Raw genomic sequence first — 23047 nt, 5'->3', positions numbered from 1 at the left:
AGCCAGGATCGACCCCACCTGAGGCCCCGGCGGCGCCCCACCTGCGAAGTGCCGCGGTACGCCTGACGCTTCCTTACCGACTCCGGTGCCGAGCCCTATGCTTTCGTCATGGCAACTGATCGAAGCGCCTCTGCTTTAGCAGGAGTTGTCGGGCCGACCGCGGAGGGCTGGCGGCTGGTGGTTGTTCCTGGCAGGGTGCGGGAGTTGCTCAGCATGCTCGGCAGCGGGGTTCTGGTTCCGCTGATCGCGCTGCCGCTTCTGCTGCCTGTGCTGGTGGTCGCTCTTGTCTCGGGGTACGCGCTGGTCTGGGGCATCGTCTGGGTCGTGCTGGGGATCATGGCCCTGGCCGCGATCCTGATCGTGGCTGTCCTGCTGTACACCGTGCCGGCCGGCATGGTGCGATGGGTCGAGTTCCGTCCCCGGCATGTTCCGCCGCAGGTGGAGATCGCCCGCTTCCTGCGCCGCTCGACACTCGCGATGGATGATCTCCAGCGGATCGTGGTCGTCGAGCAGACCAGGCTGGGCCTACGAAAGTCGATCACTGTGACGCTGCACTCCACGGGCGGAAGGCTGGAGTGCCGGCCGGCGGCGTCCTCCCCGCTCGCGCTCATCGACGCGGGGACCCTGACCGACTGGCTCACGGGGGAGCTCACCCCCTGCGCAGTAGAGGTCGAGCACCGCACCGAGGCCCAAAGGAACTTCTCGTGCCCCGAGGAATGGCTGGCCGGCCCCCGTGTCGCCGCCCTGTGGCAGGTGCCCCTCGAGGCCGTCGACGAGACAGCCGCCCACCACGGCGTCAGAAGCCACACATACACACCACGAGCAAGCGCGATGTACAACCCGGGAAACAGCATCACCGTCTACGACCCGGCCCCCGCCTACGAGGTCGCCGAAACACTCCGCACACAGCGAGCCACCCAGGCTACGGAGTGAAGCGAGGTCGGCTCCCCGCCGATGGGCCTGTCGACCTGGACTGAGGCGACGGGTACACCTGGGCCGACGTAACTCGGCTCACGGGCGCGGGGCCAAGTAATCGCGGCGCGGGTGCGTCCGAGCAGTGCCGACAACGACGCCTCGGCCGGGCCGAACTGAGGCGCGGGACCGGACGGCGCCAGCGGATAGAGCAGGACGGGCGGCAGGTCCGGGTCGGCGAAGGAGACCGGCTGACCCACTACCTGCTGAACTGCGGTGACGATGGCACCGAGGTCGAGGAGTGGGACTTCGGTGGGTGGCGCCAGTCCGCCGGTTCGTCGCCATGCTCGACAACCGTCCGCGACGCCGGCTCCCTGCCGTCCTGGCTCGACGAGCTCTCCCACAGTGGACTGCCACCGCGCGTCGTGGATGCTCTCGTTCAGCCCGGCTTGCCTGTTCGCCTGGCCTGACGAGTGGAGCGCCCGGCACATGGCGTCCGCGCTGGTCGGAATCGTCGGCTGGGTCTGGGCGACCGTCCACATCGGGCGTCGCGGGCTGCTGAGGCGCCGGCACGGCTCGCCTCCACGGGTCGTCGTACGGCCCGTACTGTTCTGGGCGTCGGTGGTGGTGACGACGACGCTGGGCGCCGTCGCCTCCGCCCTGCTCCACCGATGAGGGGTATCCCGGTCGTCTTCTTCGAACGGTTCCTATGCGTGATTGCGGGCGCGTTGGTGCTGACCGCGACTGTCGTCGTTCCGCTTGCGGATTACGTAACCAGATACGTGGTTCTACGGAGGTCCGTTCCCTCCCGGCCATCTATGTTCGACGAGTCGAATGGCACGAACGGTGTTGAGGGGACTGAGTGACAAGCAACGCCCATGGGATGCGGGGCAGTTGGGTGACGCTGCTGGTCGCGGGGACTCTGCTGGCCGGGTGTTCGGCCCAGGGGACGGACAACCAGCCTTCCCGGCAGAGCGATTCGCCCTCGGCCGGTACTTCGCCGCGCGCCTCGGCCAGTTCCTCGCCGGTCAGCGGGGAGACCCCGTCGGCCGGCGCGTCCGCCGCCTCTTCCGTCTTCACGCCCGATGCCTCCCTCGTCCCCAGGACCTCCAAGGACGGGCGCCGGCTGGCCGAGTCCGTCGTGCTCGCCCCGGCCGGCTGGGGGCGGAGTTTCGTCGCCCAGACTCCGGCCGGGAGCACCCCGGGTACCTGGGCCGTGCTGAACGAGGACTGCCGCTGGCAGCGTGAGAAGGTCTCGCGCGGGGTGCTGGCGAGCACGTCCCGCTACAGCCGGCTGCCGGCCGGCGGAGGCAAGGGCGCGGTCAGGGTGACGGCGGTCGCCACCGTGCACGCCTCCGTCCTGGGCGCCGACGAGCAGCTGAGCACCACTCTCGAAGAGGTGCTGCGCTGCCCGGAGCAGCGGCCCCGGTCCGACGAGCGGATCACGGGTCTCATGTCGCTCGGCACCCCCTTCGGCGCCCGCGAGCAGGAGTACGCCGACGACTCCGTACTTGAGGCCGGCGATTACGTCGAGAACGGCGGTGCCGCGCAGCCGTACCGGTGGATGGTCGCCCGGCTGGGCACGGTCGTCGTGGCCGTCTCCGTGACGGGCTCGAAGGGCAACACCGCGCAGGAACTCCAACAACTGGGCAGCAAGGCCCTGGCTCAGATGCTGACGCGCATCGAGCAGCGGCTGAAGGGGAAGTGATGGAGCCGCTGCGAACTTCGGATCCTGCCAGGCTGGCGGGCTACCGGCTGCTGGGACGGCTCGGCGCGGGCGGTATGGGGGTGGTGTACCTGGCCCGCTCGGCCGGCGGAACTCTGGTCGCACTGAAGGTGATTCAGGCCGAGTACGCCGAGGACCCCGATTTCCGGGAGCGATTCCGGCGTGAGGCGGACACGGCCCGCCGGATGACCAGCCCGTGGGTGGCGTCCCTGGTGGACGCGGACCCCGAGGCGGCACAGCCCTGGCTCGCGACCACCTTCGTCCCCGGTCCCTCGCTCGCCGAGGCTCTCGCCGCGCACGGGCCGCTGCCGGTGCCGAGCCTGCGGGTGCTCGGGGCGCGGCTCGCCGAGGCGCTGCGGGAGCTGCACGCGGCCGGTCTCGTACACCGGGACGTCAAGCCGGGCAATGTGCTGCTGGCGCTCGACGGCCCACGGCTGATCGACTTCGGTGTGGCCCGCAATTTTGAGGACACTGCGCTCACCACGACCGGTGTCGTGGTGGGCACGCCGGGGTTCCTGCCACCGGAACAGGCGCGGGGCGGACGGGATCCGGGACCGGCCGGAGACGTCTTCTCGTTGGGCTGCGTGCTGGCCTTCGCCGCGACGGGGCGCCTTCCGTTCGGCACCGGGTCGATCGACGCGCTGCTGTACCGGACGGTGCACGACGCGCCGGATCTGGAGGGTGTTCCGGCGGAGCTCGCCGAGGTGGTGAGCAGCTGTCTGGAGAAGGACCCGGAGTTGCGGCCTACGGCCGAGGCGCTCACGGTCGCCGCGCCCTTGTCGCCCGCCTCGCCTTCCGACCCGCGGGAGGCCTTGCGCGTCGTACGTCCTCCAGAACCCGAGGACAACAGGATTCCCGGCGAAACGGAGTCGGCCCCCGGCGACGAGGCCTGGCTGCCCGAGCCGTTGGTCAGGCTGATCGCGGAACGGTCGGCCGCCGGGCTCGCGCTGCCCTCCATCGACGAGACCGAGGTCGACGCCGCGTCCGTCGGCACCGCTGCGACGGACACGGCGGCGCAGCCCGCGGTCCGTGCCGTCGGCAGACGCCGTTTCCTCCTGCTGGCCGGAGGCGCGGCGGTGGTCACGGCCGGGGGCGGACTGGCCGCGTGGGCGGCGCTCTCCGGTGACGGCGAGAACGACAACGCCGCCCCGAACTCCAGCAGTCCCGTGTACACCCTCGGTCTGCATGCCGACCTGAGCGGCGATCAGAAGGCGGTCGGCCGGGCTCAGGAGCGGGGGCTGCGGCTGGCGGTCGACGAGTTCAACTCCCGTGCGGACAGTCCCTTTGTTCTCGCTGTGAAGACGGTGGACGACGGTGGCGATCCGGCCCGGGCACCCAAGGCGGCCGCGAAGCTCGTCGCCGACCGTTCCGTGCTGGCCGTGATCGGTCCCACCACGGACGCCACCGCCCTGGCCTCGCTGGCGGCGTACGATGCGGCCTCGCTGCCCCTGATCGCGGTGTCGCCCGGCGCCACCGTGCTGGGGGTGATGGGCAGCCGGTCCTTCCTGCACGCCCGGGTGACGGACACGGTCCTGCCGTTCTACCTGGACGCGTATGTGCGCGGCACCGCGAAGTCGCGCACGGTCGGGATCGTCGACGACCGGGCGGCGGACGCCTACGGCTGGGAGATCAGCAGCACCCTCGCCAACATCCTGCGGAAGGAACGGCAGCCGGCCGTGCCGAAGGTGGTCAGCGCCCTGCGCACCGACTTCGGGCCAACCCTGGATGCCCTGCTCGACGGGGGCGCGGACTCCGTGGTGTTCGCCGGTTACCACGACCGGGCGGCGCTGCTGGCCCGGGAACTGGGCAGTCGTGACTTCCCGGGGGCCAGGGCTGCCGCCCAGGGGGTGCTCGACGCACGGTTCCTGTCCGCCGCGGGGGACGCGGCCGACGGCTGGGTGATCGTCGCCCCGGTCATGGACGCCACCGTGGCGCCCGAGGCGAAGGCGTTCAGGGCTGCTTACCGCAAGCGTTTCGACGCGGAGCCGGAGCGGTACGCCGTCGAGACGTACGACGTGGCGCAACTTTCCGTACGCGCTCTGCGCTCGCTGACCGCCGGGCGCCGCACCCGGCAGAACCTGACGGCGGCGCTGCGCTCGGCCACGTACAAGGGGATCAGCCGGAACCTCGCGTTCGACAAGGCGACCGGGGCCTTGGTCATCGACGGCAGCGGGGTCTACCTGTGGAAGGTCGCCGGCGGCCGGTTCGCGTACCAGGGCGTGGCGCCGTTCCAGGTGTCCACCTGATGGGGCGCTCGTACCAGGTGTCCACCGGGTGAGGCGCTGATGGAGCCGTTGCGCGGCGCCGACCCGGCCAGGATCGCGGGCTACCGGGTGCTGCGCCGGCTGGGCGCGGGCGGCATGGGTGTGGTGTATCTGGCCCGCTCTGCCGGAGGCGCGCTCGCCGCGGTGAAGGTGATCCGTGCGGCGCACGCGGACGACGCGGGGTTCCGGGCCCGTTTCCGCCGTGAGGTGGAGACGGGGGGCCGGGTCGCCAACCCCTGGGTGGTACCGCTGCTCGACGCGGACCCGGACGCGGAGTCGCCGTGGCTCGCCACGGCGTTCGTGCCGGGGCCCTCGCTGGCGGAGGCGGTGGAGGAGTGCGGGCCGCTGCCGTACGGGACCGTCCGCGTCCTGGGGGCGCGGCTGGCCGAGGCGCTGGACGCGGTGCACGGGGCGGGGCTGGTGCACCGGGACGTCAAGCCCGGCAATGTTCTGCTCGCCGTCGACGGACCCCGGATGATCGACTTCGGTATCGCCCGGATGCCGGAGGACACCGCGCTCACCGCCAGCGGGATGGTGGTCGGCTCCCCCGGGTTCCTCTCCCCCGAACAGGCGCAGGGCAGGGGCCGGGAGATCGGGCCGGCCAGTGACGTCTTCTCGCTCGGCTGTCTGCTGGCGTACGCCGTGACGGGCGAGCGCCCCTTCGGGCATGGCTCCGCGGCCGGGATGCTGGTGCGCACGGTCCATGACGAGCCGGAACTGGACGGCGTACCGGAGCCGTTGCTGCCACTGCTGCGGGGGTGCCTGGCGAAGGAGCCCGGCTCCCGGCCGGCCGTGGCCGAGATACGTCGGGCCCTGGACGGTACGGGCGAGGGCGGGGGCTGGTTGCCGGAGTCCCTGACCCGGCTGATCGCGCGCCGTTCGGCCGCCGTGCTCGCTTTGCCCGCCGTCGACGCGACCGAGGTGTCCGGAGCGTCCGGGGCGTCCGGGGCGACGGTGGCCGACGCAGCGCCCGGCGCTGAGACGGCCGTCGGCCCGGGAGGCGCCACGCGCCGCCGCTTTTTGGTACTGGGCTCGGCCGCCGGGGTCCTGGCGGCCGGCGGAACGGCAGCGTGGTGGACGGCGAACGGCCCCGGCCGCACCTCGGCCCAGGGAAGCGGAACCCGGCTCCCGCGCCTCGTAGTTGCCCTGCACGCCGACCTGAGCGGCAGCGGCCGTACGACGGGCCGCGCCCAGGAGAACGGCGTCCGGCTCGCCCTCGACCACCTCAACTCCCGCGCCGGGCGCGGCTTCGACCTGGCGCTCCAGGTGCACGACGACGAAGGAAGCGCGACCCGGGCACGGCAGGTCGCCCGGCGGCTGGCGGCCGACGACCGGGTCCGCGCGGTGCTCGGGCCGACCACCGACGCCTGTGCGAAGGCCACCCTCGGCCTCTACCAGCAGGCACGGCTCCCGATGGTCACCGTGTCGGTAGGACTGAACGAGGTGGACCCCACCAAGTACCGGGTGTACGCGGCCACCCGCCCCGATGACGCGACCCTGGCGGCGCCGGTCGTCAGGTACCTCGTCCGCACCGCCGGGACCCGCAAGACGGCGCTGATCGACGATGGCGCCGAGGGCGACTTCAGCTGGCGTCTGTGCGCCGGCGTCGACGAGGCCGTCCGATCCGCCCAGCGCACCACGGTCCGGCGCACCCTCGCCGCCGAGGACGGCGCGGACCGCGACTTCCGGACCCTCGCGGAGTCGGTGACGGATGCGGGAGCGGACGCGGTGGTGTTCGGCGGCGGGTACGCGCGGGCCGCGCGGCTGGCCCGGGCGCTGCGCTCCGCCGGCTACTCCGGTGCGCGGCTGGCCGGCCACCGCGCCCTCGACCCCCGCTTCCTCACCTCGGCGGGCGACGCCGCCGACGGATGGGTGTTCGCCACCGCCTTCCTCGATCCGGCCCGGGTGACGGCAGCGAAGTCCTTCGTCGCCACCTACCGCGCCCGCTTCGACACCGCACCGCCCTGGTACTCCGCCGAGGCCTACGACGCGACGCTCTTCGTGGCCCGCGCCATGACGGCCCTGGGCGCGTTGCGCGCGGAACGGGGCGCGATCATGGGCCGGTTGCGGGAGACCGACTACCGGGGGATCACCAAACGGCTGCGCTACGACTCGTCCACCTACCGGTACGCGGACGCGATGTACCTGTTCCGGGCGACCGGGGGCGCCTTCCGCTGTCTCGGCGACTACCGGGACGCCACGGCCTGAGTTTCATTGTCCACGCGCGCGCCGGTCCAGGACCGTGCGCGTCATGAGGCCCGCCAGCGCCGAGCGGGACGACACAGAGGTCTTCCGGTAGATCGCCGACAGGTGGGTCTCGACCGTACGGCGACTGAGGTACAGCTTGGTCGCGATGGCCTGGTTGCTCAGTCCTTCGGCGACGAGTTCCGCGATCTCCCGTTCACGTGCGGTCAGTTGGTCGAGTTCCGTGGGAACCAGGGGTGCCTCCTCTGCTGGGGGACGCACGAGCGCGGCCAGGTCGGACAGCAGGCGCGCGCCGCCGTCGTCGGCGATACGGCGGGCCCGCTCCCACATCGCGACGGCGCGCGGACCGTCGCCCGCGGCCTGTGCCTGGGTCGTCGCCAGCAGCAGGGAGTACGCCTCCCAGAGCCTCGCGCCGGAGGGTGCGTACGCCTGCGCGGCACGCTCGAAGAGGTCTGCGGCCGCGCGGGCGTCACCCTGGTGCTGGGCGAGCGCCGCCTCGGCCCGCAGTGCCGCCCCGCGCTGGCCGTGCAGCCCCATCCGGTCGGCCTCCTCGACGGCTCGTGCGGCCCAGCGCGCGGCCTGCTCGACGTCACCGATCGCGAGGGCGGTGCTGACGAGGGTGTCCAGCTGGCCTGGGCGTATGGAGGGTTGCAGCCCCAGCAGTTCAGGACCGCCCGCCCTCAGGATGGCGTCCTGTGCGCGGTGCGGGTCGCCGCTCACGAGCGCCGTGTGACCGAGCACGCAGCTGGCCAGCGACGCCCACCAGTGGCGGCTTCCGCCGGCCGCGGCCACGGCCTCCTCGGCGGTCAGCACGGCCCTGGTGTCGCCCAGAGGGCGGTGCGGGAGCAGGATCAGCGCCTTGAAACACAGGGTGAAGGCCAGGAGATCGCTGCTGCCGATGGCTCGTGCGACGGATTCCGCCTCCTCCGCCGACTCCAGGGCGGACGGCAGCCGGCAGGTGTTGAGGTGCACGAAGGCCTTGCTGCTCAGCAGGTGTGGCAAGACGTGGACCTGGCCGCTGCGACGGGCGATGTCCAGCCCCCGGTCGGCGTGGCGTTCCGCGTCGGTGTAGCGCTCCAGCAGGGCTTCCGCCCAGGCCAGCCACACCAGCGACTCGCACAGTTCCGTGAGGTTGGGGTCGGTCAGACCGTCGGCGAGCCCGGCGGCGGCATCGGCGAACCGGCGGGCCACCTCCGTCTCCCCTTCGTAGGCCTCGCCCAACGACCCCAGCGCCAGGGCCCCCATCTCTCCCATGAGGTCGCCGTGGAAGCGGGCCGTCGCGAGCGTCCGCTCGATGTCGTCGCGTACGTCGGGGTAGGAGACGGTGTTCAGGGCCGCCATGCCCAGCGCGAGCCCCAGGGAGACCGCCTGGCGGGGCTCAGGACCAGGGCTGCGGACCAGTTCCCGTTGCAGCAGGGCGATCGCTTCCGGGGAGTGTCCGAGGTGCCGTTCCATCATCGCGCACAGCGCTATCGCGTCCCCGCGCAGCGATGCGTCATCCGGCCCGGACCTGCTGATCAGCGTGTGGAGCAGATCGCGGCTCTCCCGCAGGCTGCCGCCCACACCGAGGGCTCTGGCGCGCGCCAGCGTCAAATCCCCACGCTGCTGGGCGTGGGCGGGTGCCTCCGGCATGAGCCGGAGGACGACCTCCAGCAGATGTGCGGCGGTAGCGGGCGCCGTGTGGGCGAACTGGGCGGCCGCCTCGCTCAACACGGCCGCCGACACCGAATCCCAGCCGACCAGCGACCTCTCGACATGATGAGCCCGCTCGGCGGCGCAGGCTCCTGCCCGCGCCAGTTCGTCCGCCGCGCCCCGGTGGATCTCGGCGCGGCGCGGTGCGGGGGTGTTCTCGTAGACCAGTGCCCGCAGCAGCGGGTGGCGCAGGGTCCAGCGCCCGTCGGACCCCCTGCGCAGCAGATCCCGTCGCGCCAATGCACCGATGCAGTCGTCGAGTTCCTCCGCCGTGGTGGGTCCGGTCGTCAGGCTCAGCATCGCGGGCGTGGCATGGTCACCGAGGACCGCCACCGCTTCGACGGTACGGCGCTGTGCCTCGGTCAGCGCGGTCAGTTCGTCCAGCAGCAGCGATCCCAGTCCGCTCGGCACGCCGGACGCGGTGTCGTCGTGGGCCCGGATGGTGGTGCCGTGCGACGACGCGCCGTGCCGGTAGGCGTGCAGGAGGGAGAGGAGATAGAGCGGGTTGCCTTCGCTGGATTCATAGATCTTGCTGGCGTCGCCCGGTGGCAGGTCGGAGGCCAGCGCCTCGATCGAGTCCTGCTCGGGCAGCGGCCGCAGCGGCATGCGCAGTACGGCTCCGCTGTCGATGCCACGTGTCAGAGCGGCGGCAAGCGAGTGCGGCGTCTGTCGTTCCCGCCGGGCCACGACCAGCAGCATCCGGCCGGACGCGGGGTGTCGGATCAAGTGGTCCAACAGCTCCAGGGACGCGGGATCCGCCCAGTGCAGGTCGTCCAGGGCCATCACCAACCCGCTCCGCTCCCCGAGCCTGGTCAGCACTTCCGTGACGGCACGATAGAGGCCGAATCGATCGCGGTTGCCCGTGCCCGACGCGGCGCCCTGCACACTGTCGGCGCCGTACAGCACCGGTGCCGCCGCCTCGGGTACGTCGTCCGAGTCGAGAAAGGCACGATCGACGTCGGCGAACGCGTCCGTGAACGTCTGGAACGGAGTGTGCCGCTCGTACTCCGTGGCCCTGCCGCGCAGCACGGTCAGCCCACGCTGCCGCGCCCGCGCACAAAACTCGCTCAGCAGCCGGCTCTTCCCCATACCGGCGTCTGCGGCGATGTCGACCACGGCGGGGACGCCGTCCTGCCCCAGACCGGCGATCACCGAGTCGAACCGCCTCAGTTCCTCGGATCTGCCGACCAGCATCGTCGCCGTCCCGTCCACCGCTGGCACCAGCGCGTCTCCATTCCCCACCGATTTTGCGTGATCATTCCAGAGTGGTCCCCTGGGCGGCCGGGCCCCGGCCATCAGACCTGGGCCGGTGCATTTCCGCTGGATGTGTCAGCGACCTGGGTGGCCCGGACCCGCCGGGGCGCTCCCCTCAGCCTCACCAGCGCGGCGGCCGTTCCGGCGCCCATGGGAACGACCGGCCAGTACGCGATGCTGTTCCCGAAAGCCGCACACACGATGAGCACGAAGATCGCCGCCACCCCGACGACGAACCCGAACCCCCAGGGCCCCAGCCGGTGCTGCCGCTCCAGCCGTACCCGGCCGTCGAGGCCGGCCAGGTACGCGGCGGCGGCCAGGGCGAGGTCGATCAGATAGCCCGTGATCAACGGGTAGAGCATGAACAGTGCCATGTCCCACCCCCCGGGGTGCCAGCCGAGCCACACGTCACGCCCGTCGATCTCCACGACCCGCCCGTGCCATAGGCCCGCCTGGACCCGCTGTCCCTCCTGGAGGTCGTTCGCGGAATCGTTCGGGACGCCGTTCACCGTCTTCGTCTCGTCGCCGACGCGCAGTTCGATCGTGTACTTGGTGGTGACGATCCAGTCGCCGCTACCGCCGTCCTGGCCTCCGCCGTCTCTCCCACTCGTCGTGTGGGACGTCAGCTTCGTGATGGTGGCATCGGCCGTGTGCAGCGTCCCGTTCGACCGTGCGTGCGCGACGCCCGTCTCCTCGTAGGTGCGCATGGCGAGCAGCAGGATCAGGGCAGCCATGACCAGGCGGAACACCCAGCGCAGCGCATGGCCTCGCACTGTCCTGGGCCGCCTCGTGCCCGGTCTCGTCCGCGACGTCGTGTCCCCGGTCTGCTCCTGCGCCATCGGGCCCCCTCGCCTTCCGGTCGGGGACAGGCGAAAGCCGTCCCACCGGATCACACGCCGCACAGCTGACCATGGTTGCGGTCGACCACCCGGCCGTGACCGCGTCACGGATGGTAGATGTCCCAGGCCGTCGACCCGGTGGGTGAGGGGTTCGGGGTCGACCGGTCCGCGTCGCACTGTGCGGGATCCTGCGACGGGGGCAGTCGGTACGCGCCGATCCGCACGTCCGCGAACAGAGGTCCTCAGCCATGTGAGGCTCAGCCGACATCCGGCAGCTCAACAACCGGCGGCTCATCGTCCTGACGCTCCGACCGCCGTTTGTTCTCCACCCGCAACGCCGTCAACCACGGCCACAAATCCGGCAACTCCTGCCCAGCGCCCGCCAGACGGTGCTCGACCCGGCAACGTTGGCGTGGGCCCCTTGCCCTTGGCGAACGCCTCGAACTCGTCGCGCAGTGGCTTGGGCGGGCGGAATCTCACTGGCGTCGGCGCCGTCCACAGCTCCGGTGTCGGTGATCAGGTCAGATCTCCGGCCGGGTCGGCGAGGCGCATCGGGCTTAGTTCGCGGGTTCGTGGAGGGTGCAGCCGGTCAGTCCAGCCGCGGTCTGGGTGAGGTGCTGGGTCAGTACCTCGGCCGCGGTGTCGGCGTCGCGGGCCAGCGCCGCCTCCTCCAGCTGGCGGTGCTCGCCGGCGTGGTCCCGGTCGGGGACGCGGTGCGCCGACCAGCGGCGAGCCAGTTCGCTCGCGGTCCATGTCCGGTCGAAGGTCTCCAGCAGGACGGGGTTGCCGCAGCCCTCCAGCAGGGTGCGGTGGAAGACCCGGTGGGCTTCGGACCATGCGCCGCTGTAGTACTCGCCCTCCTCCGGCGCGTACGCCGGGGTGCGGGCCAGGCGGTGGTGGGCGGCTCGTACGCGGGACTCCCAGTCGACGTCGCCGCGCTCGATGGACATGCGCAGCACGACCGGTTCGATGGTCCGGCGGGCTTCCGCGATCTCCTGCCAGCGGCGGTCAGAGCAGGCTGGGACGGCGAAGCCGCGGTTGGGCAGCCGGTCGGCGAGGCCCTCGCCGACCAGTCGCACGAGTGCCTCACGGACGACGGCCAGGCTCACGCCCTGTTCCTTGGCGAGGTCCTGCGGTTTGAGGGCGTCACGGGGGGCGTGGTTGCCGCGCATGATCGCGTCCCGCAGGTGTGCGTAGACCTGCTCGGAGAGCATCTGCTTCCCCGGTGAGGTCGAGGTGTGGGCCGTCTGGGTCATGACCCAAGCATAGACGATCCAGTGAATAATCGATTATTAGTGTTATGGTCGACCTATCGGCCGGTGAAAGACGGTGGCGGTGCCTCCACACGACGCTGTGGGCCCCGTCGGCCGCATCACCGCCAACCCACGGCACGGCCTGAAAGGAACGACGTGATGAGCGCCAACGACCCCTTCGCCCGCCTCCCCGAGGTGGCCTCCTTCACCGTTACCAGCACCACCGTCACCGACGGCGCCGCTTGGTCGCCCGAGCAGTACTCCTCCGGCGTCCCCGGCGGGAAGGACGTCTCCCCGCAGCTGTCCTGGAGCGGCGCCCCGGAAGGCACCAAGGGCTACGCCGTCACCGTCTACGACCCCGACGCCCCCACCGGGTCCGGGTTCTGGCACTGGGCGGTCGCCGACGTCCCCGCCACCGTCACCGAGCTGCCCGAGGGCGCCGGCGACGACGCCGGCTCGGGCCTGCCCGAGGGCGCCTTCCAGCTGCCCAACGACGCCCGTGCGGCCCGCTTCATCGGCGCCGCCCCGCCGGCCGGGCACGGCCCACACCGCTACTTCGTCGTGGTGCACGCCCTCGACGTCACCTCCATCGGCGTCCCGGCCGACGCCACCCCGGCCGTCCTCGGCTTCACCATGGCCGGCCACATCCTCGGCCGTGCGGTACTGACGGCCACCGCCGAAACCCCCGCCTGACCAACAGCATGTCCCCACTCATCGACACCACTCAGATGTATCTCCGCACGATCCTGGAGCTCGAGGAAGAAGGCGTGGTCCCCCTGCGCGCCCGCATCGCCGAGCGCCTGGACCAGAGCGGCCCCACCGTCAGCCAGACCGTCGCCCGCATGGAGCGCAAGGGTCTGCTGCACGTCGCCGGCGACCGGCACCTGGAGCTGACCGCGGAGGGCCGGCGGATCGCCACGCGCGTGATGCGCAAGCACAGGCTCGCGGAGTGCCTGCTCGTCGACGTGATCGGGCTGGAATGGGAACGGGCCCACGCCGAAGCCTGTCGCTGGGAGCACGTGATGAGCGAGGCCGTCGAAAGCCGCATCCTTGAGCTGCTGCGGCACCCGACCAAGTCGCCCTACGGCAACCCGATCCCGGGCCTGGAGGAACTCGGCGGGAAGAGCACCGTGGATCCGCTCCCCGGCGAGAGCATGGTCAGCCTCAGCGACCTTGAGCCCGGGCCGAACGGCGCGAGCGCGGTCGTACGGTGCATCAGGGAGCTGATCCAGACCAACCCTCAGCTGATGTACACCCTGCGGCACGCCGGGGTGCAGCCCGGCGTGGTCGTGAGCGTGACGTCCTCGCCCGGCGGCGTGATGGTCAGCAGCGACGGGGAGGCCGCGGAACTCCCCACGCAGGCCGCCGCGCATGTCTTCGTGGCCAAGCGGAGCCCAGCCGGGCGCTGACCCAGGCTGTAAGGCCCTTGCAGGCAGGCGGACGGCTCTCGACCACGATCGTGGTCGAGGGCCGTCCGCCTGATTCAGCGGAACGCGTGCACGAGCTCGCTCCGCACGTGACAGCTGGCCAGTTCTCCCAGGCCTGCCGGGACCTCATCGAGGGCGAGAGCGTTCTGGACAGCACGCCCGCGGCGCATGGGCCGTTACGCCACGCTGAAGGTCCGCGGCATCGCCGAGACCGGTGCGCAGGTCGACCGAGGTCGCGGCCCTGAACCGGGCCGCGTTTCCCTGCTTGCCATAGGCGATCACGCCGCCGTACATTCCCTGCACCCGGCTTGTCCGGCCGCTTCATCTATCCCCTTTGAGCACATGAGGAGCGCCCGGTATGACGGGTGTACTGGCGGTCGCAGGCGGCACCGCATCGGGCAAGTCCACCCTTGCCGAAGCCCTGTCGCTGCAGTGTCCCGAGAGCGTGGCGCTGGTCCATCTGGACGACTATTACGTGCCCGCGCACGACCCCCTGAGGGGTGTGTGGACGGTCAGTGCCGACGGGCATGCCGTCCTCGACTGGAACCATCCGGGGTCGATCGACGAGACAGCGGTGGCACATGCCATCGACGCGGCGCTGCTGCGCCCCGGCGTGCTGCTGGTGGTGGTCGAGGGCCTGTTCGCGCTGTCACTGCCGTCCGTGGTCCGGCGGGCGGCGTGGCGGGTGTACGTCGACACCCCCGACGACATACGCCTGGCCCGCAAGATCCTCCGGAAGATCGAGATGCAGCGGCAGGACCCCCGACTGTCCCTGCGCAACTATCTGCAGACCGGCAGGGACCGCCACGCAGCCCACGTCGCGCCCTCCCGGACAGCGGCCGATCTGGTCGTGGACGGGAGGGCGAGCGAGGCGGAGATGCTGGCGGCCGTCATGCCGCTGATCGAGCCGGCCCTCGCGCCGCCGCCCGCAGCGTCCTCGCGGGCACGGGGGGTGTGCGGTGTGACCCGTACCCCCGGAGTCCCGGCGTTCGCGCTGTGACGTGCCCGGCGGCACCGGCCCCGGCGAGAGACACCGCGTGATCACGCTTCCGGCAACACAGCCCAACCCCCCGCGGGCTCTCAGGCGAATCACGACCGATCCAGTTCACCTGCAGCCAGGCGAACTGCAGGGGCGACATATGGCGGGATCAGGGGAAGACCCGCATCCAGGCTCTCTTCCGCTTCGCCCGGCACTGCGCGGGAGGGCCGGGCAATTGCGCACAACTAACGCTGGCTGAGGCGGAACTGAGCATCTCGCGCTCACCCCGCGGTGGGGAACGTCTTCCCGGCCCAGATCTCGCCGTGGATCAGTTCCGCAACCCGGGCGAGCAGCCGCTGCGGCGGCGCGGGCATCCTCCCAAAGCGGATCGAGCTCACAGCCAGGCCGACTTACGATCAGGGCAAGGATCAGTCGTCTGTCACATCAGAGGGGCTCTCATGGCTGAGCTTGTCCGGCAGCAGCATCTTGATGCTGACGTGGGCTACCACGGCTTTGGTTTTCAGGAGTCCGATGACGGAGACATCCTGGTCCCGTTCCCGGACGACTTCGCCGACGAGGTGTTCCTGAACGCCTTCCCGGGACGGCTCGATATCTACAGCGCCGGCCACACGCACACCGCGTCGGTCACCGTCGAGGTGTGGGACGGCCCGCCGGCCTCGCACGACCGGGTGCAGTGGGACGAGCAGGCGGAAGCCGACTACGAATCGACGAGCGGCGAAGTCGCCGTGTGGTCGATGAGTCTGGGGCGTGCTGACGATGTGATCACTCTGGCCGACTCGGGCGGGCTCTGGCGTGTGCGGGTGAGCTGCACCGGGCGTGCCGCGGCCGCGCGTCTGTCGGAGGAAGAGGGCACTGGCCACGGGGTCGAGAAGTATCTGGTGCAGTTCTGGCCCCGCACAGCCTGACCGGCGGGAGCCGGGGCGGCCGCATACTGCCGCCGGCCCGGCTTCACACAGGTCAGGAGACGATCTTCACGATGAATCCGTCCTCGAGGCCGTCAATGAGGCGGTTCTTCGCGTAGAAGCTGAGCAGCAGGCTGCCGCCTGCCCCGTTGTCCGCCTTCGCGATCGGACGCACGGAGAAGTTGAACTTTCTCGCGTCAGGGTCGTAGTCGTACTCGGCGGCACCTTCGTAGGTGGAGGCGAAGGGGTACTCGTCGCACTCCAGCGTCGCGCCGTGGCTGTAGTTGGGACCCCAGTACCGCTTGCACTGCTTGATCGCAGCCTTGCGGTTGTCTTCCTTGCGGGTCTTGTCCACGGTGCGGTGCAGCGGGGCGCCTGGCGTCTGACCGGGCACCTTCTTCGCGGACATGTACGGGTTGGTGTCTTCCGGATGAGTGAACGCCGTCTTGACGTGCTGCGCCGCGGCCCGCTCGCTGGCGCCGGGCTTGGTGCTGTAGGTCAGCGTGGGCACGTAGCTGAACGTAGCTGCGCCCCTTCTGGCCGGGTTGCCGCCGCCGGTTGAGTAGGCGAGGTACTTCGCAGCCTCCCAGCGCGGCGCCAGCATGAATATGTTGCCCTTGAGATCACCGGTCAGCGTGGCGTTGGGCGGCGGGGTGATGGAGATGGAGGGCTGGTAGACGGAGAACACCAGATCTGTGGAACCGCTACTGCCCTGCCCCGGCTTGGCGTTGACGGTGTCGTTGAAGGTGCGCTGTGCGGAGAGTTCGGTGAAGGTCTTCGTCCCGGGCATGTGGCCGCCGCGGGTGTAGCGGACACCGGAGGGCCAGCTCCGGGGAATGCCGGCCTTCGTTGTGATCTTCATGGCGGCCACTTCGGTCTCGCCGTGGGCCACCATCTCGGTGAAGTAGTACTGGAAGTTGATCGTGCGGCTGTTCTTGGCGATGGTTCCCACGACGCGGACGTTGAACTGGCTAACGCCGACGGGCTCGCGGTTGACGACCCAGGTCTGGACGAACGAGGCTCCCGAACAGACCGCGAACCGGGACTTCATGAAGAAGTTCGTGGTGCTGCCCAGTCCTCTCTTGCATTCGTCGAACGTCAGCGTCCGCGAGGGCTCCGGTACCGCGATCTGCGCACCCGGCGGCCCCGCAGGTGAGAGCCTGCTCTTTGCGGCCGGTGCGGCAGCGGACGCATGGCGCGCCAGCGGCGCGTACGAGCGGGCTGGCCCCACCGTCTCCCGCGCCGTTCGCTCAGCAGGATCTGCGGTTCGAGCAAGCTCGCGCAGCCGCTGCGTACCGCCCTCGCTCCGTAGTGCCTTGAGTGACGGTGCCGCCGTTCCTGCCGGCAGCACGTAGGACTCCACCTGCAGATCTGCGGGACTTTCGGCTCTCGCCATGGATGGCGCTGCCGCGGACAGAAGGGCGACAGCCGTCATCATCGTCAGTGCCCGTCTGCGGGCACGGCGGAGCAAGGCTCCGTTCATGATTGAACCCCCGAACTCAGCTGGTGCCGGACCCCATGCCCGAACACCTGGTCGAGAAAAGATCTATCGAACGAATGACCGCAATTGCCGCAGCCTCGCAGGGATGGCGAGATGAGGACGGATCATTGGCCGAGATCGAAGGCCCGTCTCATCGGGACCACCTCGGTGACCGGCAGCGGGCAGCCGTGAGTGCCTGCTCGCGCCTGAGCCTCAGCGTCGCGCTGCCAAATGGACGAGCGGCACCGGCCACCCCGGCGCGTCCGGAGGGCACAAAGGTGCCCGCCCCGCAGCTGCCGGCGTCCGTTGAGTGTCAGTCAGTCCCGCCGCACGATGCGGCCGGCCGCGTCACCGGATTGCCCTTCGTCTGCTTCTCCCACAGGATCCCGGAATGCTGAGACCTGACTACGGACTCAGCAACGGTCGAATGGGCGTGAGTGGCCGTGGTCTGGCAGGATCCGCGGGTGTCCGCTTCCCTGTACGAATCGCATGTGACGGTCCGCTGTGCCGACCCCGACGAGTGGGTGCGGCTGCAGCGGTGGGCGGCTTCGGGTGGTCTGAAGCTGACGCATATCGTGCTGGCGCGCGGCCGGATGCGCGATCAGCCCATGCTCACGCTGTCCGGTTCCTCGTCGTACGTTGAGCAGGCCGAGCGAGTGCGGGACGTCGTGGCGGGGCTTCGTGCGGACGGCTTCGAGCCGGTACGGGTGAAGACCGAGTCCACGCCGTGGGCCGCGGAGGTACCGGCTCGGCTCGGCGGGGACGACGAACGGTACTTCGAGCATCACGTGAAGCTGCTGCTCGACGCGGGTACGGACCTGGCCGCGCTCGCGGCCCGGGTGGTGCCGCACGGCGCCCATCTGTCGTGGAACGCCCTGCGGGTACGGGCCGGCGCGCGGCACGAGCGGTTCGTGACGCAGCGGTGCCGCGGGGTGGGCGCCGACGGGGCGGGGCGGGCGCTGGAGCAGTTGCTGAGGGAGCTGGGCGGATTCGTGGTGCTGGGCGTGGAGCGGGAGTTCGTGCTTTATGACAGTGACCTGTCCGTGGACGACGGTTGGATCGCGGAGCCTGTGGGGGTACGGAGATGGGTGGGACGGCATGGGACGGATTCGGCTGGCGGAGCACCGAGTTGCCCCGGGAACCGCTGGACGAGGTCACCCGCAGTGCACAGGACCTGCCTAAGACGCTGCAGTGGGTGGCAGGGGACGACGTGGTGCAGCGTCCCGTCTTCGACCCGTCGCTGAAGCACCACGAGAACGCCTACCGCGCGACCGACCCGCGGTTCGGAGATCCGGCGCGGGGCGAGACGTGGCGGGCGGCCCGGCGCCGGGCCCTGCACCTGGTGCTGGACGCGATCGCCGCGTCGCCGTGGGCGGACGCACTGGTGCTGCGGGGCAGCGTGCTGATGTCGGTGTGGTTCCCGGATGCCGCCCGCGAGCCCGGCGACCTGGACTTCGTCGTCGTCCCCGACACCTGGCGGATCGACGACGACCGTACGGACCACATGCTGCGCGGGATCGCCGCGGCGGCGCAGACGCTGGCCGAAGCGCACGGACCCGAGGTCGGGATCTCGGCGCAGGGTGCGGTGGTCGAGGACATCTGGACCTACGACCGGGTACCGGGCTGCCGCATGGTGCTGCCGTGGGTGTCGCCCGGGCTGCCGGGCGGCCATGTCCAGCTCGACTTCGTCTTCAACGAGCGGCTGCCCGAAGCGCCCCGGCCGGCAGAGCTGCCGGGCGGCACGGTCGTGCAGGCGGCCACGCCGGAACTGTCCCTGGCCTGGAAGTTGATGTGGCTGATCACCGACATGCACGGCCAGGGCAAGGATCTGTACGACGCCGTGCTGCTGGCCGAGCGGCATCCGCTCCGCTACGAGCTACTGCACGAGGTGTTCCGGCTGTCGGGCGAGTGGCCATATGCGAACCGCGAGCGGATCCTGCTCGAGGACGTGGCGGAGGCGGTCGGGTACGTGGAGTGGGACCACTTCGTCACCGAGTACCCGCAATTCAGGGATGCCGAGCGGGAGTACGCGGACCGGCTGGTGCAGGCTGTGACGAAAACGTTCAAGGGGACCGCTGGCTGATCCGGGCTCGGTGAAAGGTCTGAAGCGCGGGAACAGCGATGACGGACTCGGTGCGTGGGGCTTCCGAGGGCAAAGCCGCGCTCACGGCGCAGATGGGACAGGAACTGGTCCGCAGTCACGTTCTGCACCGCTCTCAAGCGGCAGCCGGTGAACCGGGCGAACGCGAACAGCACGGCCCGATCCCATGCGCCTGCAGGGCCGCCCGGACCTGTGGCAGAAACTGGCCCTGGACCGGTGGCTGATGATGCCAGTCCTGAGGTCGGCGGCCGTGTACTGCGACCGTGGCCCCGAGGAATCCGGGCAAGGAGAGCGGTCAGGTTCGTTCACGCGGCACTAGCGATTGACGGCTCGCATCCCTGCCTCGTCATACCGCTCACCCGCCGCTTCGGGCAGCTCCGCCTCGATGCGGGCCAATTCCTCCTCGGTCAGCGCGATGCCTGCTGCGGCGGCGTTCTGTTCCAAGTAGGTGCGGCGCTTGGTGCCCGGGATCGGTACCAGATCCTCGCCCTGGGCCAGCACCCAGGCGATCGCCAGCTGGGCCGGGGTCACGTCCTTCTCGGCGGCGATCTCCTTCACCTTTGCCGCCAGCCGCAGGTTCGCCTCCAGGTTGGCGTCCTGGAAACGCGGGTTCTCCCGGCGCCAGTCGTTCGCGTCCAGCTCATCCGTCGAGGTGAACCGCCCGGCGAGGAAGCCGCGGCCGAGCGGCGAGTACGGCACGAAGCCGATGCCCAGCTCACGGCAGGCGGGCAATACCTCGGCCTCCACGTCCCGTGACCACAGCGAGTACTCGCTCTGCACCGCAGTGATCGGATGCACCGCGTGGGCGCGCCGGATGGTCTCCGAGCTCGCCTCGCTCAGGCCGATGCACCGCACCTTGCCCTCGGCCACCAGTTCGCCCAGTGCGCCGACCGTCTCCTCGATGGGTACGTTCGGGTCGACCCGGTGCTGGTAGTACAGGTCGATGCGGTCGGTCCCAAGACGCTGCAGGGAGCCGTGGACGGAGCTGCGGACGTGCTCGGCCGAGCCGTCCTGCGGGCCGACCGTGCTGATGTCGCCCGGCACGGCGTTGTCCATCCGGTAGTTGAACTTCGTCGCGATCACGTACTGCTCGCGATGTCCCCGGATCGCCTCGCCGACGAGGGACTCGTTGGTGAGCGGCCCGTACATCTGCGCGGTGTCGAGAAAGTTCACCCCGAGGTCGAGGGCGCGCCGGACGGTCGCGATGCTCTCCTGTCGATCGGTGGATCCGTAGAAGGCAGACATGCCCATGCACCCCAGGCCGATGGGTGATACCTGGAGGTCCCGCAGACTGCGTTTGTGCATGTCGTGTCCCAGCCTTTCCTTGTCGTTCGAGCGCACGAAGCCCCTCGTCGATTCAAGCGGCGGATTCCGACGTCGGCATCCCGTGAGAAGCGGACAGCGATACGGCTTCGTGCACCGTGGTGTCTGCGACGCTACGAGTTCGAGCGCACTCCAGCACAAGTCGATCGATGCGCAGAGTGCGAAGATCTCGGCGAACGCCGCCGAGGACACGATGTCCGCGTGCCCCGCGTGCCGTCCGGTCTCCTCGACGAGATGGATGAGCGTCCAGCGGAGGTTGGCGTTGCCGGAGCGGCAGTCGGGGTGGCGGCCGACGTCATCCAAAGAGGCCGCGGCCACGATCTCGTTGCTGCGGGCGCACTGGGCCTCGTACGACGCACGCGCGCGGCCGGGAGTGCGCCCCTTCGCTTCGAGGGAACCGGATGCGCACCGCCGGCCGTCGTTCAGGCCCGGGTGTAGCCGCCGTCGGCGAAGAGTTCGGCGCCGGTGACGAACGACGAGGCGTCCGAAGCCAGGAAGAGGGCGGCCTCGGCGATTTCCTTTGGGTCAGCCAGCCGCCCCAGTGGCACGAGGGCCTCGGCGAACTGGTCGACGTCCGGCCCCGCGGCGCCCAGCAGGCCAGGGGTCCGTGTGGGTCCCGGGCTGAGCACGTTGACCCGGAATCGGCGCTCCCGCGACTGCCGGGCCCAGTTGTGCACGAGGTTGCTCACCGCCGCCTTCGAGGCGCTGTAGACCTCGAGTTGCTCATGGGGCCGCACGCTGTTGCTCGAGCCGACGACCAGGATGGAGGCGTTCTCCGCCAGCAGCGGAAGCGCCTTCTGAACGGTGAACAGTGGGCCCTTGACGTTGACGGCGAGCGTCAGGTCGACGTTCGCCTCGGTGTGGGCGCCGAGCGCGGCGTCCGCGACGATTCCCGCGTTGGCCACCAGCACGTCGATGCGTCCGGCCTCCTCGCGGACTCGCGCGTAGAGCGCGTCCAGGTCGGCCAGGACCGAGACGTCGGAGCGTACGCCGGTGGCCGCAGGGCCTATCTCCTTGACTGCCGCTTCGATGCGGTCGATGTCCCGGCCGGTCACGAAGACCCGTGCGCCCTCCCGGACGAAGCGGTGGGCGATGGCCAGCCCGATCCCGCTGGTCCCTCCGGTGATCACGGCCACCTTCTCCTGCAGCACGCCTGGCATGTCGAACCCCTTCAATTGTGGAATGGTTCGTCCATAACGTAGGCAGTAATGGACGATCGAGTCAAGAATGGTTAGGCTGAGATCATGCCGAGACCACGCGCATTCGACGAACGCCAAGTCCTGGAGCGGGCCCGGGAACAGTTCTGGGCGACCGGCTATGCAGGAACCCGGATGGACGACATCGCCCAGGTGACCGGCCTGGGCAAGGGCAGTCTGTACGGCGCGTTCGGCGACAAGGGCAAGCTGTTCCACCGCGTGTTCGGGGATTGGTGCACCGCAGTCGTTGAGGTGGCCGAAGGGCGGCTGGCAGGTGGCCCGGACGCAGAGGCCTTGGCCCGGCTGTCGGGATACGTGCACCTGATGGCGGAGAACACCGCCTCAGACACCGAGCGCCGCGGATGCCTGTTGGCCAAGGGCGCGGCGGAACTGGCCCAGCACGATCCGGCGGTCGCCGGACGGTCGGCCGAGACCATGACGGCACTGCTGACCCTGCTGCGGACGGAGATCAGCGCCGCCCAGCGCCACGGCGACATCGACAGCGCTGCGGATCCGGAGCGGTTGGCGGCACTGCTGCTGACGGTGGTCCGCGGTATCGAGGCGGTAGGCAAGGCCGGCCTGGACCCGCAGACGCTGCGGAACATCGCAGACACCGCACTGGCGGTCCTGCCCATGCCCGAGGGGCAGAAACGCCCCGCAACCGGGCGCAGTCCGGCCCGCGAGAACTAACTCGGTGCCATCACGGCCACATGATCCGCCGGACAGTGCCTGGGCAGGAGCCGGACGGGCGATCGTCCGGGAAGGCGAGAGGGCCCGGATCGTGTGGATCCGGGCCCTCTCCAGCAGTAGCGGGGACAGGATTTGAACCTGCGACCTCTGGGTTATGAGCCCAGCGAGCTACCGAGCTGCTCCACCCCGCGTCGGTATCCCCCACCGTACGGCATCACAGCAAGCACCGAAGACCACCGTACGACGCAGGATCCGGTGCAGGGCGAGACCTCGGCGCGTGGACGACGGCGCAGAGAATCGACTGGTACAAGCTGACACCGGCGCAGCAGTGGATGCCCGGCAGCGTCCTCGGCCTCGAACCCGCGGACGAGACCGAGCAGCCCGCGCGCCGGACACAGGCCGACCGATGGGCCGCGCATGGTCGGCATCGGCCGCACGCAGCAGCGTGTCCGTCGACTGATCACCGTGTCCGAACGCCATGGCATCGAGGTCGTGCAGGACCGGCAGTACCGGTGCGGCCGCACGTGGTCCACGCCCGCGGTACGCCGGCCTGGCCGACTACTGGTAGGCGCCGATAGCCCGGGCGTTGAGCAGGGAACCAACCTCGGCTCAGGCAGGTGCGGGTCCTCACCGAGCGCAGCCTGGACCGGGCTCTTACGGGTACGGCAAGCCGGAGGCCTCAGGGCAACTGGCGTTCGACGTCTGCTGAAGGGACCGCGTGTCACAGACTTTCCCCCTCCGGTGAAATCACGGACCTCGATGACTGGTCCGGCTGAGGCAGCC

Annotated in this window: 18 protein-coding genes, 1 tRNA gene and 1 pseudogene; 12 read left to right on the top strand and 8 right to left on the bottom strand. The window is 70.4% G+C overall.

Annotated features, from left to right (window positions below):
• Window positions 1-108 precede the first annotated feature (108 nt).
• From OOK38_RS31935 to OOK38_RS31915, 5 genes are all read left to right on the top strand, one after another.
• Complete coding sequence (locus tag OOK38_RS31935; protein ID WP_266849190.1) at window positions 109-933, top strand: hypothetical protein; 825 nt, start codon at window positions 109-111, stop codon at window positions 931-933.
• A gap of 468 nt (window positions 934-1401) precedes the next feature.
• Window positions 1402-1587 carry a hypothetical protein gene (locus OOK38_RS31930; protein WP_266849188.1) on the top strand — a complete coding sequence of 62 codons (186 nt, stop codon included), beginning with the start codon at window positions 1402-1404 and terminating at the stop codon, window positions 1585-1587.
• A 187-nt stretch (window positions 1588-1774) separates the two neighbouring features.
• Window positions 1775-2620: a hypothetical protein gene (locus OOK38_RS31925; RefSeq protein ID WP_266849186.1), complete on the top strand. Its 846-nt coding sequence runs from the start codon at window positions 1775-1777 to the stop codon at window positions 2618-2620.
• Window positions 2620-4884, top strand: coding sequence for a bifunctional serine/threonine-protein kinase/ABC transporter substrate-binding protein (locus OOK38_RS31920; protein ID WP_266849185.1), 2265 nt, complete (start codon window positions 2620-2622; stop codon window positions 4882-4884). The genes OOK38_RS31925 and OOK38_RS31920 overlap by 1 nt, the downstream gene beginning before the upstream one ends.
• A 39-nt stretch (window positions 4885-4923) precedes the next feature.
• A complete protein-coding gene (locus OOK38_RS31915) occupies window positions 4924-7110 on the top strand; it encodes a bifunctional serine/threonine-protein kinase/ABC transporter substrate-binding protein (RefSeq protein WP_266849183.1) in 2187 nt (728 codons plus the stop codon).
• Between the two features lie 3 nt (window positions 7111-7113).
• Here the strand turns inward: OOK38_RS31915 and OOK38_RS31910 are convergent, their stop codons facing one another.
• The 3 genes from OOK38_RS31910 to OOK38_RS31900 form a co-directional block, all read right to left on the bottom strand.
• A complete protein-coding gene (locus tag OOK38_RS31910) occupies window positions 7114-10020 on the bottom strand; it encodes an AAA family ATPase (RefSeq protein WP_323178838.1) in 2907 nt (968 codons plus the stop codon).
• 74 nt (window positions 10021-10094) lie between these two features.
• Window positions 10095-10787, bottom strand: coding sequence for a hypothetical protein (locus tag OOK38_RS31905; protein ID WP_266849181.1), 693 nt, complete (start codon window positions 10785-10787; stop codon window positions 10095-10097).
• Between the two features lie 662 nt (window positions 10788-11449).
• The gene (locus OOK38_RS31900; protein ID WP_266849179.1) at window positions 11450-12148 is read right to left on the bottom strand and encodes a GntR family transcriptional regulator; all 699 of its coding nucleotides are present in this window, start codon (window positions 12146-12148) and stop codon (window positions 11450-11452) included.
• A gap of 156 nt (window positions 12149-12304) precedes the next feature.
• Here OOK38_RS31900 and OOK38_RS31895 point away from each other — a divergent pair, with 156 nt between their 5' ends.
• The 4 genes from OOK38_RS31895 (at window position 12305) to OOK38_RS31880 (ending at window position 15477) form a co-directional block, all read left to right on the top strand.
• Window positions 12305-12838 (top strand): YbhB/YbcL family Raf kinase inhibitor-like protein, encoded by a 534-nt coding sequence (locus OOK38_RS31895; RefSeq protein WP_266766150.1) that lies wholly within the window; start codon window positions 12305-12307, stop codon window positions 12836-12838.
• Between the two features lie 8 nt (window positions 12839-12846).
• Complete coding sequence (locus tag OOK38_RS31890; protein ID WP_266766151.1) at window positions 12847-13554, top strand: metal-dependent transcriptional regulator; 708 nt, start codon at window positions 12847-12849, stop codon at window positions 13552-13554.
• Window positions 13555-13930: 376 nt separating this feature from the next.
• Window positions 13931-14572, top strand: a complete 642-nt coding sequence (locus OOK38_RS31885) for a uridine kinase (protein WP_266766152.1) — start codon at window positions 13931-13933, stop codon at window positions 14570-14572.
• A 437-nt stretch (window positions 14573-15009) separates the two neighbouring features.
• Window positions 15010-15477, top strand: coding sequence for a hypothetical protein (locus OOK38_RS31880; protein WP_266766153.1), 468 nt, complete (start codon window positions 15010-15012; stop codon window positions 15475-15477).
• A 52-nt stretch (window positions 15478-15529) separates the two neighbouring features.
• Here OOK38_RS31880 and OOK38_RS31875 read toward each other — a convergent pair whose 3' ends face one another.
• Window positions 15530-16837: a hypothetical protein gene (locus OOK38_RS31875; protein ID WP_266849178.1), complete on the bottom strand. Its 1308-nt coding sequence runs from the start codon at window positions 16835-16837 to the stop codon at window positions 15530-15532.
• 581 nt (window positions 16838-17418) lie between these two features.
• On the opposite strand from OOK38_RS31875, the gene OOK38_RS31870 reads away from it, so the two are divergent.
• Together OOK38_RS31870 and OOK38_RS31865 are read left to right on the top strand one after the other, a co-directional pair.
• Window positions 17419-18198, top strand: coding sequence for a hypothetical protein (locus OOK38_RS31870; RefSeq protein ID WP_266849176.1), 780 nt, complete (start codon window positions 17419-17421; stop codon window positions 18196-18198).
• A complete protein-coding gene (locus OOK38_RS31865) occupies window positions 18150-19037 on the top strand; it encodes a nucleotidyl transferase AbiEii/AbiGii toxin family protein (RefSeq protein ID WP_266849174.1) in 888 nt (295 codons plus the stop codon). Before OOK38_RS31870 ends, OOK38_RS31865 begins: the two co-directional genes overlap by 49 nt.
• A 333-nt stretch (window positions 19038-19370) precedes the next feature.
• Here the strand turns inward: OOK38_RS31865 and OOK38_RS31860 are convergent, their stop codons facing one another.
• The 3 genes and pseudogenes from OOK38_RS31860 to OOK38_RS31850 form a co-directional block, all read right to left on the bottom strand.
• Window positions 19371-20360 carry an aldo/keto reductase gene (locus OOK38_RS31860; protein WP_266766157.1) on the bottom strand — a complete coding sequence of 330 codons (990 nt, stop codon included), beginning with the start codon at window positions 20358-20360 and terminating at the stop codon, window positions 19371-19373.
• A 219-nt stretch (window positions 20361-20579) separates the two neighbouring features.
• A pseudogene (locus OOK38_RS31855) lies at window positions 20580-20804 on the bottom strand (DUF664 domain-containing protein); the annotation flags it as partial.
• On the bottom strand, window positions 20801-21538 hold the full coding sequence (locus OOK38_RS31850) for an SDR family NAD(P)-dependent oxidoreductase (RefSeq protein ID WP_266766158.1): 738 nt from the start codon (window positions 21536-21538) through the stop codon (window positions 20801-20803). The pseudogene OOK38_RS31855 and the gene OOK38_RS31850, both read right to left, overlap by 4 nt.
• 84 nt (window positions 21539-21622) lie before the next feature.
• Between OOK38_RS31850 and OOK38_RS31845 the strand changes: the two genes are divergently transcribed.
• A complete protein-coding gene (locus OOK38_RS31845) occupies window positions 21623-22264 on the top strand; it encodes a TetR/AcrR family transcriptional regulator (protein ID WP_266766159.1) in 642 nt (213 codons plus the stop codon).
• A 117-nt stretch (window positions 22265-22381) separates the two neighbouring features.
• Here OOK38_RS31845 and OOK38_RS31840 read toward each other — a convergent pair.
• Window positions 22382-22455 (bottom strand) — tRNA-Met (locus OOK38_RS31840).
• Between the last annotated feature and the right edge of the window lie 592 nt (window positions 22456-23047).

This window comes from Streptomyces sp. NBC_00568, from assembly GCF_026341855.1.
Taxonomy (GTDB): Bacteria; Actinomycetota; Actinomycetes; order Streptomycetales; family Streptomycetaceae; genus Streptomyces.
The sequence above is the reverse complement of the archived record's forward strand: the minus strand, read 5'-3'. Positions and strand labels throughout refer to the sequence as shown.

Bases quoted from the DNA above. Each gene is read 5' to 3' on its own strand.
- OOK38_RS31935 (WP_266849190.1), top strand. From the start codon at position 109: ATGGCAACTGATCGAAGCGCCTCTGCTTTAGCAGGAGTTGTCGGGCCG.
- OOK38_RS31930 (WP_266849188.1), top strand. From the start codon at position 1,402: ATGGCGTCCGCGCTGGTCGGAATCGTCGGCTGGGTCTGGGCGACCGTC.
- OOK38_RS31920 (WP_266849185.1), top strand. From the start codon at position 2,620: ATGGAGCCGCTGCGAACTTCGGATCCTGCCAGGCTGGCGGGCTACCGG.
- OOK38_RS31915 (WP_266849183.1), top strand. From the start codon at position 4,924: ATGGAGCCGTTGCGCGGCGCCGACCCGGCCAGGATCGCGGGCTACCGG.
- OOK38_RS31905 (WP_266849181.1), bottom strand. From the start codon at position 10,787: ATGGCTGCCCTGATCCTGCTGCTCGCCATGCGCACCTACGAGGAGACG.
- OOK38_RS31900 (WP_266849179.1), bottom strand. From the start codon at position 12,148: ATGACCCAGACGGCCCACACCTCGACCTCACCGGGGAAGCAGATGCTC.
- OOK38_RS31895 (WP_266766150.1), top strand. From the start codon at position 12,305: ATGAGCGCCAACGACCCCTTCGCCCGCCTCCCCGAGGTGGCCTCCTTC.
- OOK38_RS31890 (WP_266766151.1), top strand. From the start codon at position 12,847: ATGTCCCCACTCATCGACACCACTCAGATGTATCTCCGCACGATCCTG.
- OOK38_RS31885 (WP_266766152.1), top strand. From the start codon at position 13,931: ATGACGGGTGTACTGGCGGTCGCAGGCGGCACCGCATCGGGCAAGTCC.
- OOK38_RS31880 (WP_266766153.1), top strand. From the start codon at position 15,010: ATGGCTGAGCTTGTCCGGCAGCAGCATCTTGATGCTGACGTGGGCTAC.
- OOK38_RS31860 (WP_266766157.1), bottom strand. From the start codon at position 20,360: ATGCACAAACGCAGTCTGCGGGACCTCCAGGTATCACCCATCGGCCTG.
- OOK38_RS31850 (WP_266766158.1), bottom strand. From the start codon at position 21,538: ATGCCAGGCGTGCTGCAGGAGAAGGTGGCCGTGATCACCGGAGGGACC.
- OOK38_RS31845 (WP_266766159.1), top strand. From the start codon at position 21,623: ATGCCGAGACCACGCGCATTCGACGAACGCCAAGTCCTGGAGCGGGCC.